Genomic DNA, 15,560 nt, shown 5'->3' with positions numbered 1-15,560 from the left:
CGCCGCACCGCGCGCGCAACCCCGCCGGGACCGGGCCGAACCCGGCGCCGGGGCCCGCCGCCCGAAACCGGGCGGCCCCGGCGGGGGGCGGCGGGCCCACCGGGCCCCGGCCGCCGCACGCGCCGGCAGCAGTACCCGGGGCCACCGACCGAATCCTCCACGAGGGGGTATGAGAATGGACGCAAGTTGGGCCGGCACAGGGACGGCGACGCGCGTTGCGGCACGCCCGCCACGGCCCGCGGAGGTGCAGACCCTCCCGGAAGCCCTGCGGCTGCGCAGCGCGCGCCATCCGGACACCATCGCCTACACCTTTCTCGCCGAGGGCGAGGAGCCCGCCGGGGCCCTGACCTACCGGCAGCTCGACGAGGACGCGGGCCGGGTGGCGGCCGCGCTGCGCGCCGCGGGCGTGCCCGGCCCCGGCCGGGGTGCGTCGGCCGTCGTGCTGATGTATCCGCCGGGCCTCGACTTCGTACGCGGCCTGCTCGGCAGCATGTACGCCGGGGTGCCCGCCGCGCCCGTCCCGGTGCCGCGGCGGCTGCTCGGCATCGAGCGGCTGCGCAGGACCGCCGAGGACGCGGGGGCGCGGGTGGTGCTGACGACGGCCGCGGCGCGCGCCGAACTGCTCGCCAGGTTCGGCGACTCGCCCCTCCTTGAGGGCCTGACGCTGCTGGCCGGGGACGAGCTTGCACACCTCGCGCCGGGGGACTGGCGCGAGCCGCTGCCCGCGCCCCGCGACGTGGCGCTGCTCCAGTACACCTCGGGTTCCACCGGCCACCCGAAGGGCGTGATGGTGACCCACGCCAACTTCCTGAGCAACGTCAGGGAGACGGACCTGCTGTGGCCCTGCGCCCCCGCCGGCACGTTCGTCTCCTGGCTGCCGCACTTCCACGACATGGGCATGCTGTTCGGCATCGTGCTCCCGCTGTGGGCCGGGGCTCCGGCCTACCTGATGGCGCCCGACGCGTTCATCCGGCGGCCCGGGCGGTGGCTGGAGGCGATGTCGCGCTTCCGGGGCACGCACGCCGCCGCGCCGAGCTTCGCCTACGAGCTGTGCGTGCGCGAGGCGCGGCGGCTCGGCCTCCCGCCCGGGCTCGACCTGTCCTCCTGGCGGGTGGCGGCCAACGGCGCGGAGCCGGTCAGGTGGCCGGTGATCGAGGACTTCTCCCGGGTCTTCGCGCCGGCCGGTTTCCGGCCCGAGGCGATGTGCCCCGGCTACGGCCTGGCCGAGAACACCCTGAAGGCGACGGGGAGTCCGGGCGACCGGCGGCCGGTGGTGCTGCGCCTCGCGGTGGAGGCGCTGAACGAGGACCGGGTCGAGCCGGCCACCGGGCCGGGGACGCGGCAGGTGGAGCTGGTGGGCAACGGCGTCGCCGTCGGGGAGACCACGCTGCGGATCGTCGATCCGCTCACCCGCGAGCCCTGCCCGCCCGGCCGCGTGGGCGAGATCTGGGTCGCCGGCCCGTGCGTGGCGGCGGGTTACTGGGGCAAGGAGCGCGAGACGGAGGAGACCTTCCGGGCCACCCTCGCCGACCCGGCGGCCGGGGCGGCCGGGGACGCCGCGCCGCGCACCTTCCTGCGCACCGGCGACCTGGGCTTCCTGCACGAGGGCGAACTGTTCGTCACCGGGCGCCTGAAGGACGTCATCGTCCGCAAGGGCCGCAACTTCTACCCGCAGGACATCGAGCTCTCGGCGGAACGCGCCGACCCGGGCCTCCGGCCCAACTGCGCGGCGGCGTTCTCGGTGGACGACGGCACCTTCGAGCGGCTGGTGGTGGTCGTGGAGGCGGACGGCCGGGTGGTGCGGGAGACGGGCGTGGCGGCGCTGTGCGAGCGGATCAGGGAGGCCGTGTTCGAGGGGCAGCGGCTCGACGTGGAGGACGTGGTGGTGGTGCGGCGCGGCTCGGTGCCCAAGACGTCGAGCGGGAAGGTGCAGCGGCGGGCCTGCCGGGAGCGCTATCTCGCCGGTGAGCTGGCGCCCGCGGCGCCCGGCGGGGAGCGGCCGTGACCGCCCCCACGGCCCCCGGGGCCGGGGCGGCGGGGGCGGGCGGCGGCGCCGGGGCCGGCCGGGAGGCCGGGCGCACGGCCCGGCAGCTCGCCGAACTCGCCAGGCGCCGGGCCGCGTTGGCGGCGCAGTCGGAGGGGGAGCCGGCGCGGCGGCAGCACGAGAAGGGCAAGCTGACGGCGCGCGAGCGCATCGACGCGCTGCTCGACCCGGGTTCCTTCGTGGAGCTCGACGCGCTGGCCAGGCACCGCGCCCGGCACTTCGGGCTGGATCGCAACCGGCCCTTCGGCGACGGGGTGGTCACCGGCTACGGGACGGTGGACGGGCGCCGGGTGTGCGTGTTCGCGCAGGACTTCACCGTGCTCGGCGGCAGCCTCGGCGAGGTCTTCGGCGAGAAGGTCGTCAAGGTGATGGACCTGGCGCTGCGCACCGGCTGCCCGATCATCGGCATCAACGACTCGGGCGGCGCCCGCATCCAGGAGGGCGTGGTCTCGCTGGCCTACTACGGCGAGCTGATCCGGCGGCACGTCGACGCCTCGGGCGTGATCCCGCAGATCTCGCTGATCATCGGCCCCTGCGCGGGCGGGGCGGTGTACGCCCCGGCGATCACCGACCTGGTGGTGATGGTGGACGGGGTCTCGCACATGTTCGTCACGGGGCCCGAGGTGCTGCGGGCGGTGACGGGCCACTCGGTGAGCCGGGAGGAGCTGGGCGGCGCGCTGGGGCACAACGCGGCCAGCGGCGCGGCGCACTACCTGGCGCAGGACGAGAAGGACGCCTTCGACTACGTGCGCCTGGTGCTCGGGCACCTGCCGTCCAACAACATGGCGGAGCCGCCGGTCTATCCGGCGGCCCCGGTGGCCGGGCCGACCGAGGCGGACCTCGCCCTCGACAGCCTGATCCCGGACCAGCGCAACCGGCCCTACGACATGATGCGGGTGCTGCACACGGTGCTGGACGAGGGGGAACTCGTCGAGGTGCACCCGCTGTTCGCCCCACACATGATCTGCGGCTTCGGCCGCGTCGAGGGCCATTCCGTGGGCGTGGTCGCCAACCAGCCGATGCGCGCGGCGGGCGCGATCGACATCGACGCGAGCGAGAAGGCGGCCCGGTTCATCCGGCTGTGCGACGCGTTCCACGTGCCGATCCTCACCTTCGTCGACGTGCCGGGCTTCCTTCCCGCGGTGGAGCAGGAGCGGCTCGGCATCATCAGGCGCGGCGCGAAGATGATCTACGCCTACTGCGAGGCGACGGTGCCAATGGTCACGGTCATCACCCGCAAGGCGTTCGGCGGCGGCTACGGGGTGATGGGGTCCAAGCATCTGGGCGTGGACCTCAACCTGGCCTGGCCGACGGCGGAGATCGCGGTGATGGGCGGCGAGGGCGCGGTGAACGTGCTGCACCGGCGGGCCCTGGCGGCGGCAAAGGACCCGGCGGCGGAGCGGGAACGGCTGCTCGCGGAGTACGAGGAGACGCTGTGCACGCCGTACCTGGCGGCGGAGCGCGGCTACGTGGACGCGGTGATCATGCCGCACGAGACCAGGCAGCAGGTGGCGTCCGCGCTGCGCGCGCTGCGGGACAAGCGCGGGGAGCGGCTGCCCCGCAAGCACGGGAACATCCCGCTGTGAGCGGCGAGGGCCCCGGCGGCTCCGGGGGTTCCGGGATCCACGGGGTCTGCGGGACTGCGGGGGTTTCCGGGGGCGGCACGCGGCCGGGCGGGGTCATCCGGGTGCTGCGGGGGAATCCGGGCGAGGAGGAGCTCGCCGCCGCGGTCACCGCGCTGCTCGCCGCCCTGGCCGCGGCGGGCGAGCGGCCCGCGCCGGAGCCGGGCGCCCGCTGGTCCTCGCCGGCGTACCGGATGACGCGCGCGCCCGGCTCTCGCGCCGTCGGCGCCTGGCGGGCCGGCGCCTGGTCCTGAGCCGAACGCGCCGATCGCGATGCCTCTTCCGGCGCGCCGGGCCACCCACGCCCCGGCGCGCCGGGCCCTTTGCGCGCCCCTGACGCGTCCTGCCGCGCCTCGGCGCCGTGCCCGCGCACGGGCCCACGCGCCGGCCGCGCCCGCCTCGCCGCCGGCCACGGGCCGCTCCCCCCTCGGCTCACCCCTGCGCGCACGCCCCCGCGAGCACGCCCCTCACGCAGCCCCGCGGCACCCTTCCCCGTCGCCCCCGTCGCCCCCGTCGCCGCCTCCGCACACGCCCGCCAGGCGCCGGGGCCGCCGCCGGGTGCGCGAGCGTGTGCGGACCCGTTTCGCGGATGCGCGCGCCCGCGCGTGCCGGGTGCGTTTCCTGAGCGCGAGCCAAGCCGTCCTCCACCGCCCTGAAGCACTCTCGGATGGCCGAGTTCACCACCGGCTGCCAGCCCGCGAATCCCGGGAGAAATCCGTGACGGCACCCGACCGAGAGACCATCTACCAGGCGCTCAGCCAGTACATCCAGGAAAACTTCCTGGAAGACGCCGCGGCCACCGAACTCACGCCTGACTCGCCCCTTCTGGAATGGGGGGTGCTCACCTCGATGAACACCTCGCTGCTGCTCGCGTTCATCAGGAACGAGCTGAAAGTGACGATTCCGCCGACGTATCTGACCGGCCGCCACTTCGCGAGTCTGCGCGCCATGACCGACACGGTCCACAAGCTGGCGCTGCAGCCGGCCTGAGCCGCCGTTCCGCCGCGGCCCGGGCCGCGGCCGGCCGTCATCCGGCCGCATTTTCGATCACCGGGTCAGAAACCAGCAGGTCCGACCAGAAGGAGAGCGTCGTGGACGCAGAGTTCGACATCGGCATCATCGGCGGCGGCCCCGCCGGTTCGACGGCCGCCTCATATCTGGCCAAGGCGGGGCTGTCCGTGGCCGTCTTCGAGAGCGAGAACTTCCCCAGGGAGCATGTCGGGGAGTCGCTGGTGCCGGCCACGACCCCGGTTCTTCTGGAGACCGGGGTGATGCCCAAGGTCGAGGAGGCGAACTTCCCGAAGAAGTACGGGGCGGCGTGGACCTCCGCCGAGCGGCGCCCCATCGACCACCTGGGATTCCGGGGCCTCGACCACGACTTCCGCGCCGCCGAGATCCTCTTCAACGAGCGCGATCAGCCGGGCGTCGACCGGGACTACACCTTCCACGTGGACCGGGGGAAGTTCGACCACATCCTGCTGAAGCACGCCGAGAGCCTGGGCGCCCAGGTCCACCAGGGCGTCCGGGTCGGCAAGGTGGACTTCTCGGGCCCGTTGCCGGTGCTCAACCTGCAGGTGGGCCGCCGGAACACGCCCGTTCCGGTGCGGATGGTCGTGGACGCCAGCGGCCGGCGCACGCACCTGGGCACCCAGGAGAAGTTCAAGGTCCCCGACCCGATCTTCAACCAGTACGCGGTGCACGCCTGGTTCGACGGGCTCGACCGCAAGGCGCTGGCCGTCGACAAGGCCCAGGCCGACTACATCTTCATCCACTTCCTGCCGGTCAGCGACACCTGGGTGTGGCAGATCCCGATCACGGACACGGTGACGTCCATCGGGGTGGTGAGCCAGAAGAAGCGCTTCAAGGAGTACGGCGGGGACCGGGAGAAGTTCTTCTGGGAGACCGTGGCGAGCCGCCCGGAGCTGCTGGACGTCCTGAAGAACTGCGAGCAGGTGCGGCCGCTGAAGACGGAGGGCGACTACAGCTACGCCATGAAGCAGATCACGGGCGACAACTTCGTGCTGATCGGCGACGCGGCGCGGTTCGTCGACCCCATCTTCTCCAGCGGGGTGAGCGTGGCGCTCAACAGCGCCAGGCTCGCCTCCTACGACATCATCGCGGCGGCCGAGGCGGGCGACTTCACCAAGGGGCGTTTCACGGCCTACGAGACGAAGCTGCGCCGCGGCGTGCGGAACTGGTACGAGTTCATCACCATCTACTACCGGCTGAACATCCTGTTCACGGCCTTCGTGCAGGACGACAGGTACCGCCTGGACGTGCTGAAGATGCTCCAGGGCGACGTCTACGACGAGGAGCAGGAGCCGAAGGCGCTGACCGCGATGCGGGAGATCGTGGAGGCGGTGGAGAACGACCCCACCCACCTGTGGCACCCCTACCTCGGGGACCTGCGGGCGCCCTCGGCCGCCCCCCGTTTCTGAGGGCCGCGGCGGGGCTGGGCCGGCCCCGCCGCACCGACGAGGGCCCCGGCGCCGAGAGCGCCGGGGCCCGGTCGTGCGTCGGCCGTGGTGGGCGCCGCTCCCCCGCGGCCCGGCGTCCACCGCCCTCCCGGCAGGCTCAGGGGGCGACCATCTTGCCGGAAAGCACCGCCTGCTGGATGCGCTGCAGGCGCTGGGAGGGTTCGAGGCCGAGCTCTGAGACGAGGGTGCCGCGCAGCCGCTGGTACGCCTCCAGCGCGCGCCACGAGCTGCCCGCCCGGTGCAGGGCCACCATGAGCTGCCCGCAGAAGTTCTCGTGCAGCGGGTGCCTGGCGGCGAGGACCTGGAGCTCCGGGATGAGCTCCCCGTGCCGGCCGAGGCGCAGGTCCGCCTCGATCCTGCGCTCCAGGGCGGCCATCCGGCTCTCCTCCATGCGCAGCACCTCGAGTTCGAGCACGCTGCCCACCCTGACGTCCACCAGCGCGGGCCCGCGCCACAGGGCGAGCGCCCTGCCGAGCTGTTCGGAGGCGGCCCGGTCGTCGCCTGCCTCGAGCGCGCGCCGTCCCGCCCCGACGAGCTGGTCGAACTCCTCGTAGTCCAGGTGCCCAGGCCGCACCCGGAGCACGTATCCGCCGTGCCTGGTGACCAGGACGTCCTTGGCGTGGCGTCCCGGATCACCGCCGAGCGACGCGGCGATCTTGCGGCGCAGCTGGAGGATGTAGGTCTGCAGCGTCGTCGCCGCGCTGCGCGGGATCGACTCCCCCCAGATCTCCTCCATGAGCGTCGGCACGGTCACCACGCGGTCCGCGTGCAGCGCCAGCAGCGCGAGCAGCTGCCGCGGCTTCGCCGCGCTCGGCACGATCGACACGCCGCGGTCGTGGGCCGCCAAGGGCCCCAGTACGTTGATCTCCATCGGGTGCCTTTCCCTCACTGTCCCTCACTGTGCAGCGCCCCCGAAGCGTTCGGCACTGAAAACCTCACGTTCACCGAGCCTCACAGATGCGGCTTCCGGTCCCCAGTGCGTGAGTCATGAGCACCGCCATGAAAATCTCATGTGGGCATATACGTTCTACAGATCTGCAGAGAAGTCTTTCCAGCCCACGAACCCGGCAGTCGCCAATGCCTCCTTGAGCCTCGCTCGCGCCCCCCTCGATCCTTGCTCGCACCGGCGTGCGATCCGGCGCGCACGCGTTCCTCCGCGACGCGCACCCGCGCCTTTCGCGCACGAAAACCACACTTTCCGCAAGGACGTCATCGCTCGATCGGAATATCGCACTCCGGCCAGGAGATTCTCATGGCAGGCTGTTCCCCGCATACCGGACGGACTCCCCCTCGGCGGCAGCATGAACCAGCGTCATCCGAACCCGTTTCCCGGCGATCCCGCCGCACCGCCCGAATCCCGGGCCACCGGCGCGGAGGAAGGCCCCGCCGCTTCCGCCCGGCGGCTGGCCCGCCGCCTGGCCGCCGCGGTCACGGGGTGCTGCGGGGCGCTGGCCGCCCTCCACACGGCCCGGCCGGACGCCAGTTCCCTTCGGGTCTCCTCCTGCGCCGCTCTGGCATTTCTTATTATCTTCATCCAGTACGAATTTGGCGCCTCGGGTAGGCGCACGGGAAATGCCGCGCACCCCCTCGCGCTCGCCGCCCAGCTTCTCCTCACCTGCCTGCCCCTGCCCTGGCTCGGCCTCGACTGGGCGCTGATGTGCGGCCCGGCCGCGGGCGCCGCGCTGCTGGCACTGCCCCCCGGGGCCGCCGGGCCGCTGTGCGGGCTGATCGCGGTCCCGCTCCTGCTCTTCGGCGGTGACCTGCTCCCCCTCGCGCGCACCTGCTGCGCCGCCGCCGTCGTGGCGCTCGTGCTGCACGGCGTCGGCCGCCTGGCCGCCCTCACCGCGCAGGCCCACGAGAGCCGGGCCGCCCTGGCCGACCGCGCCGTCGCCGCGGAACGCCTCCGGCTGGCCAGGGACTTGCACGATCTGCTGGGTTACAGCGTCTCCGCCATCACTCTCAAGGGTGAACTCAGCCATCGGCTGATTCCCGTCGACCCGGAACTGGCGCGCGCCGAACTCGCCTCCATGCTCCGGATTTCCCGCCAGGCGCTCGCCGACATCCGCACCCTCTCCAGCCGATATCGGAAGTTGTCGCTCGCCAATGAGGCGCGAGCGGCGGCGCAAGTACTCGAAGCGGCCAATATCGCCACGGAGGTTGACGTCAAGGAGTGCGAGTCGCTGCCCCCCGCCACCGACGCGCTGCTCGCCACCGTCCTGCGGGAGGGAGTGACGAACATCATCCGCCACAGCAATGCCCAGAAGTGCGTCCTCAGGGCGTACTGCCGGGCGGACGGCATTCACCTTATGCTGGTCAACGATGGTGTCCGTGCGAGAGAAGGCGCGCCCACCCCGCACGCCGGGGCCGGCATCGAGAACCTCACCGAACGCCTTGCCGCAGTGGGGGGACGCCTCCACGCACGGGTGAGCGGCGACTGCTTCCGGCTCGTGGCCGAGATCCCCGTCGAAGGCGGAATCCCGGCATGCGCGGCGCCCACGGTGGAAGAGCTCAATGGGGGAACTGGTGCGATTAGTAAAAGTACTGCTGGCTGAAGATTTCGACATGATCAGGGGCGCCCTCGTGGCGCTCCTCGAACTTGAGCCGGACCTGCGCGTGGTCTCCTCGGTCAGCCGGGCCGACGCCGTCCTGCCGGCCGCCCTCCGCTCCCAGCCCGACGTGGCGGTGCTCGACATCGTCATGCCGGGCGGCGACGGGCTGGCCGCCGCCGTCGCCCTGCACGAGCGGCTCCCGGGGTGCAAGACACTCATCCTGACCGCCATGGGCCAGCCGGGGACGCTCAGAAGGGCGCTGCGCGCCCGCGTCGGTGGCCTGCTGTTCAAGGACGCCCCCGCGGAGCAGCTGAGCAAGGCGGTACGCGCGGTGGCCGCGGGCCGCCGCTACATCGACCCCCAACTGGTGCTCGCCGCCTGGGACTCCGAGGAGAATCCGCTGTCCCCCAGGGAGCTCGAAGTGCTCAGGTTCGCCGCCCAGGGCGCGGATGCCGCGGAGATAGCGGGCTGCCTCTACCTGTCGAAGGGAACGGTGCGCAACTACCTGACGACCATCGTCACCAAGCTCAACGCCAGGAACCGGGTGGACGCCGTGCGCATAGCCACGGAGGCGGGCTGGATACCGTGAGGCGCCGCGGCCTGCCGGCTCCGCGCCGGGCCCCGCGGCAGGCCACGGGACCGCGCGCCGCCGCGGCCCCCGGCGTTCACCCGCCGCCGGGCCCCGGCGCTCCCCCGGCCCCCTCCGGGCGCCGGGGCCCCGTCCCCCGAAGGGCAGGGGACGCGTCGGCCGGCACCGGGGCGCCGGGCCGGCCGGCGAGGTGGAGGGAGTCCTCGACCTCCGCCTCCGCCGCCTCGGCGATGAGCGAACTCAGCCTGCGGTAGTGCTCGTTGCGCAGTACGCCCTCGAACTCCTCGCGGTGCTGGGACCATTCGAGGCCCACGTAGCACTGCGGGCACAGGGCGGAGCGCAGCACCTGGCTGCCGCAGCCTGCCCCCTGGCGCGCGAGCAGGTCGCCGCGGTCCCACAGATTCCGTTCGAAGGCGCGGCCGTTGCCCGCCACCCGGTAGCGCGTCACCCGCACCCGCGCCGCGGCGGCGATCTCCCCGGCTCGCTCCCCCCTGGCGCTGCGGACGCTGACCGCCTGGTCGGCTGCCGTCTCCACCAGGCCGCCCAGGCGCCTGGCCCGGCGGAGGTAGGAGCGGCGGTGCACGGCCTCGATGAACCCGCCGAGCGTGCGCCAGAAGGTCACGTGCACATAGGCCCCGGGACGCCGCACCAGCCGCAGGGTCAGCACGGAGTCGACGTCCTCCTGGTCGCCGACCAGCCGGGCGTGCCGCAGCAATTCCTCCTCGAAACGGCGGGCATCGCCCCGCACCGCGAAACGATTGACAATGGCTATGGGCCCGCCGAGGTCACGCCCGTTCTTATTCATGCGTTTTCCTTCAAACGGAACGGTAAGTGCGCTTGGGATCACTCACATTCTCACCCGGCCACACGTCGTCAACTCAGGAGTGTATATGATCGCCTCCCCCGCGTAAGCCTCTTGCCCGGCCTAGAAGTTCGGTGGAAAAACCCTCCAGGCCCGCCCCGCGAAATGCGCCACCCGAGCCGGGCCCGCACCGCCACCGGCCCTGACCGGCGCCCTTCCCGGCCCTTCCCGGCCCTTCCCGGCCCTCCGCGGCACCCGCCGGGCCTGCCGGGCGCCGCCTCCCGGAGCGGCGTGGGCCCGTCCCGGGCGTCCCATGACGATCCGGACGCTTCCCCGCCTGTTCCCCGCCGATCGGGACCGTTCCCGGCTGTTCGCGGCCGTTCCTGGCTGTTCCCGGCTGATGCCGCCGGTTTCCGCCTGATCCCGGCCGATCTCGCCTGACTCCCCCGCCGATCTTCCGCTGAACCGTCACTGCTTCGGGCCTGATCCACGGTTGTTCCCGGGACGATCGCGCGGCGCGTTCCGCAATGATCCGGGATGCTTCCCGGTGTTCCCGGAGTGCCTCGGCCTCTTCTCTCTCGCCCCACGCTCTCGCCGTTACCGTCCCGTTCTCGCCGTTCTCGCCGTTCTCCTGCGTTCTCCTGCGTTCCCCTCCGTTCTCCTTCGTTCTCCTCGGTTCTCCTCGGTTCTCCTCCGGTTCTCGCTCCGCTCTCGTCTTGGCCTCGCCCCGCTCTCGTCCTGGTCTCGACCGATCGGGCGCCGTCCCGGCCCGGAGACACGTGTCCTGGTTCCGGCCGGTGAGGCCGGCGGGCCGGGATGAGGCGCGGGCCTGGGGTTTTCTTCAGAGAAAGACGGGGGCTGGCATCAGTGTGCGGAGGGGCTCCTGGGATGCAGGGTGGAGGCATGCGGGAAAGTGGTGTGAGGAATGCAGGGAGGCGGCCGGGGCGCCGCGGGGTGCTGGCGGGGGCCGGGGCGCTGGCGGCGGCGGCCTGGCTGGCGCCGGCGGTGGCCCGGGCCGCCGGCAGGCGGGGGCGCGGCGGGGAGCGGGCCGCAGCCGGGGGTCTTGCGCGGGCCACGCTGCCGAGACCGAGCGGGCCGTTCCCGGTGGGCACGGTCTCGGTCCGGCTCGTCGACCGGAGCCGTCCGGACCCGTGGGTGCCCGAGGTGCCCTACCGCGAGCTGATGGTGAGCCTCCGGTACCCGGCGCGCGAGGTCGCGGGGCTGCGTCGCGCCCCGCAGCTGACGGCGGGCGAGGCCGCGGCCTTCGACCAGCTGAACAATTTCGCCGGCCTGCTGCCCGCCGGGGCGGTCGACTGGGCGGGCACCAGGACCTTCGCGTACGAGGACGCCCCGCTCGACCGGCGTCACGGCCCGCGCCCCGTCGTGCTGTACTCGCCGGGAGTCCTCGACCCGCGTTCCTTCGGCACCACCCTCACCGACGAGTTGGCCTCGCGCGGCCACGTGGTGGTGACCGTCGACCACACCTACGAGGTCTCCGCGGTCGAGTTCCCCGGCGGGCGGGTGCTCACCAGCGTGCTGCCCGCGGAGGCCGAGGCGGCCGCGGAGGCCGGGACGCTCACGGAGCTGCTGCGGAAGACGGCCGCGGTCCGGGTCGCCGACACCCGCTTCGTGCTCGATCAGCTGACCGCGCTGCCCGCGGGCGGCGGTCAGCTTCCCTGGCGCTTTCGCCACGCGGTGGACACCGGGGCGATCGGCATGTTCGGCCAGTCGGCCGGCGGCTTCACGGCCCTGCAGGCCATGCACGACGACCCGCGCCTGACGGCCGCGGCCGACCTGGACGGCGTCCTGGCCTACGTGCAGGAGGACACCGAGCCCGGCGGTCTCTCCCCGGTCGCCGTGGACGGGCTCGAAGGGCCCGTGCTGCTGATGGGCATGGAGGGACACGACCACCACAGCGTGCCCTCCTGGGGGGCGCTGTGGGAGCACAGCACGGGCCCACGGGCCGACCTGACGCTGAGCGGCTCGCGCCATGCCACGTTCACCGACGCCGCCTGGATGCTCCCGTCCCTGGCCCCCCGCCTGGGCCTGCCGGCCGAGGCGGTCGCCGAGACGATCGGGACCATCCCCGCCGGGCGGGCGGTGGCCGCCCAGCGCGCCTATGTGGCGGGCTTCTTCGCCTCCCGGCTGCTCGGCAGGGGCGACGAATCGCTGTGGGAGGGGCCCTCCCCGCTCTTTCCCGAGATACGTTTCGTGAGCTGAGCCGAGAGCGGAGGGGAGCCGCCGTCATGTGGGGAGTGGAGGACCTGCGGGAGTGGGTGAACGGGCTGCCGGAGGTCGAGGAGGCCACCCACTTCGGGCAGCCGAGCTTCAAGGTGAAGGGCAGGCCCTTCGCGGGGATCGAGCGCGACGGTACCACCGCGGTGGCGGCGGTCGCCCAGGAGGAGGCGGCGCGGGCGGTGGCCGAGGACCCGGAGCACTACGCGGAGGTGTGGCGGCCGGGCGGCCCCCACGGCCGGATCTTCGTCGGGCTCCGCGTGGAGCTGGCCGCGGTCTCCGGCGACCGGCTGCGTGAACTGGTCGTGCGCGCCTGGCGGCACAAGGCGCCCAAGCGCGTCGTCGCCGCCTACGACGCGGGGCGCTGAGCCCCTCCCCCGCCGGTGCGCGCACCCGGCCGGCCGCGCACCTCAGCCCGCACCCCAGCCCGCACACCGGCCTCCTCGCCGAGCCCGTGCGGCGGGGTGGCGTGCGGCGGCCGGGGCGGTGGGGCCCGCGGTGGGTGCGGGGGCGGCCTCAGCCGGGCAGGACGGCGAGGTCGATCCGCGCCAGCCGTTCCCGGTCCGCGATCACGTCGATCCGGCTGATTCCCTCCTCGGAGAAGTCGAAGGTGAGGACCAGGCCGAGGCGGCCGTGCCAGACCATCGCGAGGCCGACCTCCCCGTCCAGCAGCGCGGGCCCGGCGAGGCGGGCGCGACCGGCCGCGGCCGTCGCGCTCTCGGCGACCTGGTGGGCGCCCTGGAGCACGATCGGCTCGGGGGTGGGGACGACGAAGCGGTCCGCGGTGAGGACGGCGTCGGGGTGCAGGAGCGAGATCAGCGCCTGGAAGTCCCCGGCCCGGCTGGCGGCGAGGAAGGCCTCGACGATCTTCCGCCTGCGGCTCAGGTCCCCGGCGGGTGCCGTGGTGCCCCGGACGCGGCGGCGGGCGCGGCTGGCCAGTTGCCGCGTGGCGGCGGGGGTGCGTTCGATCAGTGGGGCGATCTCGTCGAAGGGCACCTGGAACAGGTCGTGCAGCACGAAGGCGACGCGTTCGGTGGGCGAGAGCGCGTCCAGGACGACCAGCAGGGCGATGCCGACCGAGTCGGCGAGCATCGCCTCCTGCTCGGGGTCGGCGCCGTGCCCGGAGCCGTCGACCGGGATGGCGGGCTGCTCGTCGAGGGGCTCCTCACGCCTGGTGCGGCGCGAGCGCAGCAGGTTGAGGCAGACCCGGCCGGTCACCGTCGTCAGCCAGGCGGTGAGGTTCTCCACCGGGCCGAGGTCGGCCTGGGAGGCACGCAGCCAGGTCTCCTGGACCGCGTCCTCCGCCTCGCTCAGCGAGCCGAGCATCCGGTAGGCCACGGCCCGCAGGCGCCCGCGCTCCGCCTGGAAGCGCTCCGGGGTCAGCCGTCCTTCGTCCATCGTGCGTGTCTCCGCTCACCGCGCGCCCCGGCGGCGCACCGCCTCAACCTACACGGCCCCGGTGTCCTCGCTCTGACCCACGGTGCACGGTGGTCGTCGGCCCGCTGCCGCTCCCCGTTGCTCCGCGCCCGGCCTCTTCGTTCGGGCCGCGCGCGTGGCCGCCGGAGGGCGGGCACGTGCGTGCGTCGGGGGGGTCGCCCGAGGACGTGGTGGGCTGCCGAACGCCGGTGAGGGCCCTCGGTGTTCCTGCTTCGTGACGGCGAAGCCGTTGTGTCACGGGGAAGATGTGCGGTCGGTCGGCGGCGCGTTCGAAAGGGATGTGCTAGAAAGCCGGGATGCCGTCTCAGCGCCCCCTGCTTCCCCGTTCGGCGCCGGCCGCCTCGGGGATATCGTCCCGTTCGATCGCCGCAATGCTGGACAGGCTCGAAGCGCGATCAGGGGAGAGCCACTCCCTTATGGTCGTACACGCCGGTCACGTCGTGGCCGAAGGCTGGTGGGCGCCGTACTCGGCCGACCGGCCGCACCTTCTCTACTCGCTGACCAAGTCGTTCACCTCGACCGCCGTGGGGCTCGCGATCGGCGACGGGCTGCTCTCGCTGGACGACCGCGTGGTGGACGTGCTGCCCGACCGCGTCCCGGCCGGCGTCTCGGAGCAGGGTCGCCGCATCACCGTGCATCACCTGCTCTCCATGACGTCCGGGCACGCCACCGACAGCCTCGCCGAGGCGTGGGAGCGGGAACCCGACGATTTGGTGAAGGGCTTCCTCAGCCTGCCGTTCGCCACGGCCGAGGGAACGCGGCACGTCTACGACAACTCGACCACCTACATCCTGGCCCGGATGGTGGAGCGGGTCACGGGCCGCGGTCTTCCGGAGTTCCTCGACGCGCGCCTGTTCACGCCGATGGGCATCGACCACGCCGAGTGGGACCGGGTGGCCAGTGGCGCCGCCTTCGGGTTCCACGGGCTGCACCTGACGACCGAGGCCATCGCTGCCTTCGGCGAACTGCTGCGGCGCGGAGGCAGGTGGGGCGGCCGGCAGCTCGTTCCCCGCGATTGGGTGGAGCTGGCGACCCGTCGGCACATCGACTGCGAGTGGCTTCTGGACGGGTCGAATCAGGCGGACTTCTCCTGCGGTTACGGCTACCAGTTCTGGATGTCGCGTCACGGCTATCACGGCCATGGCTCCTATGGGCAGCAGTGCGTGGTGATCCCGTCCCACGATCTGGTCGTCGCCGTGACCGCCCAGGGAGAGGCCCAGGACGTGTTCGACGCGGTGTGGGAGTGCCTGCTGCCCGGCGTGGGTCACGCGGATGGCGCGCGGGACGACGCGCTCCTCGCCGACCGGCTGCAGCGGCTGTCGCTGCAGCCGGTGCCGGGTTCGGCCGCCCCGGGGCGCGCGGTCAGCGCGAAACTCGACGCCTCGGCCGAGGGGTCGGCCCTGCCCGACGGAACGCGCGTCACCGTCGCCCCCACCGACGGCGGATGGCTCGTGCGCTTCGAGTCGCTTTTCGATGTCGAGGTCGGCCACGGCGACTGGCGGGAGAGCGCCCCGCTCGGCCGGCCGATCGCGGCGGCCGGCGCCTGGCAGGGCAGTACCTACGTCGCCGATCTCTTCGTCATCACCACCCCGCACCGCGTTCGGCTGGCCGTCGACGCCGGCACGGGAACCGCGACGGCGACCTGGAGCACCCTGCCCCTGACCGGCCCGAGCCTGGAACTGCACGTGCGGTCACCGCTGATGACACGCCCTGACGTGGCGTAGGACGGCGCTTCGGGACCGCTGGGAGGTCCACGGCATTCCCCGCCCGGCGGCGCCTCGGCCCCGACGGGAAAGGCTCCGGAA

13 protein-coding genes are annotated in these 15,560 nt (G+C 73.3%); 10 read left to right on the top strand and 3 right to left on the bottom strand.

Annotated features, from left to right (window positions below; all coding sequences use genetic code 11):
* The first annotated feature begins 244 nt into the window (after window positions 1-244).
* From D7294_RS09480 to D7294_RS09460, 5 genes are all read left to right on the top strand, one after another.
* Entirely contained in the window at window positions 245-2,005 is a 1,761-nt protein-coding gene (locus D7294_RS09480; protein ID WP_241562224.1) for a fatty acyl-AMP ligase, read from the top strand.
* Window positions 2,002-3,630: an acyl-CoA carboxylase subunit beta gene (locus D7294_RS09475; protein WP_120677568.1), complete on the top strand. Its 1,629-nt coding sequence runs from the start codon at window positions 2,002-2,004 to the stop codon at window positions 3,628-3,630. Before D7294_RS09480 ends, D7294_RS09475 begins: the two co-directional genes overlap by 4 nt.
* A gap of 101 nt (window positions 3,631-3,731) precedes the next feature.
* A complete protein-coding gene (locus D7294_RS31855; RefSeq protein WP_158674592.1) occupies window positions 3,732-3,920 on the top strand; it encodes an acyl-CoA carboxylase epsilon subunit in 189 nt (62 codons plus the stop codon).
* A 463-nt stretch (window positions 3,921-4,383) separates the two neighbouring features.
* The gene (locus D7294_RS09465) at window positions 4,384-4,656 is read left to right on the top strand and encodes an acyl carrier protein (RefSeq protein ID WP_120677564.1); all 273 of its coding nucleotides are present in this window, start codon (window positions 4,384-4,386) and stop codon (window positions 4,654-4,656) included.
* Between the two features lie 101 nt (window positions 4,657-4,757).
* Window positions 4,758-6,104 (top strand): NAD(P)/FAD-dependent oxidoreductase, encoded by a 1,347-nt coding sequence (locus D7294_RS09460; RefSeq protein WP_120677562.1) that lies wholly within the window; start codon window positions 4,758-4,760, stop codon window positions 6,102-6,104.
* Window positions 6,105-6,240: 136 nt separating this feature from the next.
* Here the strand turns inward: D7294_RS09460 and D7294_RS09455 are convergent, their stop codons facing one another.
* Window positions 6,241-7,014 (bottom strand): AfsR/SARP family transcriptional regulator, encoded by a 774-nt coding sequence (locus tag D7294_RS09455; protein ID WP_120677560.1) that lies wholly within the window; start codon window positions 7,012-7,014, stop codon window positions 6,241-6,243.
* Window positions 7,015-7,444: 430 nt separating this feature from the next.
* Between D7294_RS09455 and D7294_RS09450 the strand changes: the two genes are divergently transcribed.
* A complete protein-coding gene (locus tag D7294_RS09450; protein WP_120677558.1) occupies window positions 7,445-8,695 on the top strand; it encodes a sensor histidine kinase in 1,251 nt (416 codons plus the stop codon).
* Window positions 8,655-9,281: a response regulator transcription factor gene (locus D7294_RS09445; protein ID WP_120677556.1), complete on the top strand. Its 627-nt coding sequence runs from the start codon at window positions 8,655-8,657 to the stop codon at window positions 9,279-9,281. The genes D7294_RS09450 and D7294_RS09445 overlap by 41 nt, the downstream gene beginning before the upstream one ends.
* A 76-nt stretch (window positions 9,282-9,357) precedes the next feature.
* Here D7294_RS09445 and D7294_RS09440 read toward each other — a convergent pair whose 3' ends face one another.
* Window positions 9,358-10,086 carry a hypothetical protein gene (locus tag D7294_RS09440; protein ID WP_147450798.1) on the bottom strand — a complete coding sequence of 243 codons (729 nt, stop codon included), beginning with the start codon at window positions 10,084-10,086 and terminating at the stop codon, window positions 9,358-9,360.
* Between the two features lie 915 nt (window positions 10,087-11,001).
* Between D7294_RS09440 and D7294_RS09435 the strand changes: the two genes are divergently transcribed.
* Both D7294_RS09435 and D7294_RS09430 read left to right on the top strand, forming a co-directional pair.
* Window positions 11,002-12,303 carry an alpha/beta hydrolase gene (locus D7294_RS09435; protein ID WP_241562223.1) on the top strand — a complete coding sequence of 434 codons (1,302 nt, stop codon included), beginning with the start codon at window positions 11,002-11,004 and terminating at the stop codon, window positions 12,301-12,303.
* Between the two features lie 26 nt (window positions 12,304-12,329).
* Window positions 12,330-12,686 carry an MmcQ/YjbR family DNA-binding protein gene (locus tag D7294_RS09430; RefSeq protein WP_120677550.1) on the top strand — a complete coding sequence of 119 codons (357 nt, stop codon included), beginning with the start codon at window positions 12,330-12,332 and terminating at the stop codon, window positions 12,684-12,686.
* Between the two features lie 148 nt (window positions 12,687-12,834).
* Here D7294_RS09430 and D7294_RS09425 read toward each other — a convergent pair whose 3' ends face one another.
* Window positions 12,835-13,716: a sigma-70 family RNA polymerase sigma factor gene (locus D7294_RS09425; protein ID WP_120677548.1), complete on the bottom strand. Its 882-nt coding sequence runs from the start codon at window positions 13,714-13,716 to the stop codon at window positions 12,835-12,837.
* A gap of 455 nt (window positions 13,717-14,171) precedes the next feature.
* Between D7294_RS09425 and D7294_RS09420 the strand changes: the two genes are divergently transcribed.
* On the top strand, window positions 14,172-15,479 hold the full coding sequence (locus D7294_RS09420) for a serine hydrolase domain-containing protein (protein ID WP_422070674.1): 1,308 nt from the start codon (window positions 14,172-14,174) through the stop codon (window positions 15,477-15,479).
* Window positions 15,480-15,560: the final 81 nt, after the last annotated feature.

The sequence above is a fragment of the Streptomyces hoynatensis genome (assembly GCF_003626535.1).
GTDB classification, from domain to species: Bacteria; Actinomycetota; Actinomycetes; order Streptomycetales; family Streptomycetaceae; genus Streptomyces; species Streptomyces hoynatensis.
Note: the sequence above shows the minus strand (reverse complement) of the source record. Positions and strands in the feature narration are given on the sequence as shown.

Coding starts and splice junctions, on each gene's coding strand:
- D7294_RS09445 (WP_120677556.1), top strand. CDS start 8,655: ATGGGGGAACTGGTGCGATTAGTAAAAGTACTGCTGGCTGAAGATTTC.
- D7294_RS09430 (WP_120677550.1), top strand. CDS start 12,330: ATGTGGGGAGTGGAGGACCTGCGGGAGTGGGTGAACGGGCTGCCGGAG.
- D7294_RS09440 (WP_147450798.1), bottom strand. CDS start 10,086: ATGAATAAGAACGGGCGTGACCTCGGCGGGCCCATAGCCATTGTCAAT.
- D7294_RS09455 (WP_120677560.1), bottom strand. CDS start 7,014: ATGGAGATCAACGTACTGGGGCCCTTGGCGGCCCACGACCGCGGCGTG.
- D7294_RS09450 (WP_120677558.1), top strand. CDS start 7,445: ATGAACCAGCGTCATCCGAACCCGTTTCCCGGCGATCCCGCCGCACCG.
- D7294_RS09420 (WP_422070674.1), top strand. CDS start 14,172: ATGGTCGTACACGCCGGTCACGTCGTGGCCGAAGGCTGGTGGGCGCCG.
- D7294_RS09425 (WP_120677548.1), bottom strand. CDS start 13,716: ATGGACGAAGGACGGCTGACCCCGGAGCGCTTCCAGGCGGAGCGCGGG.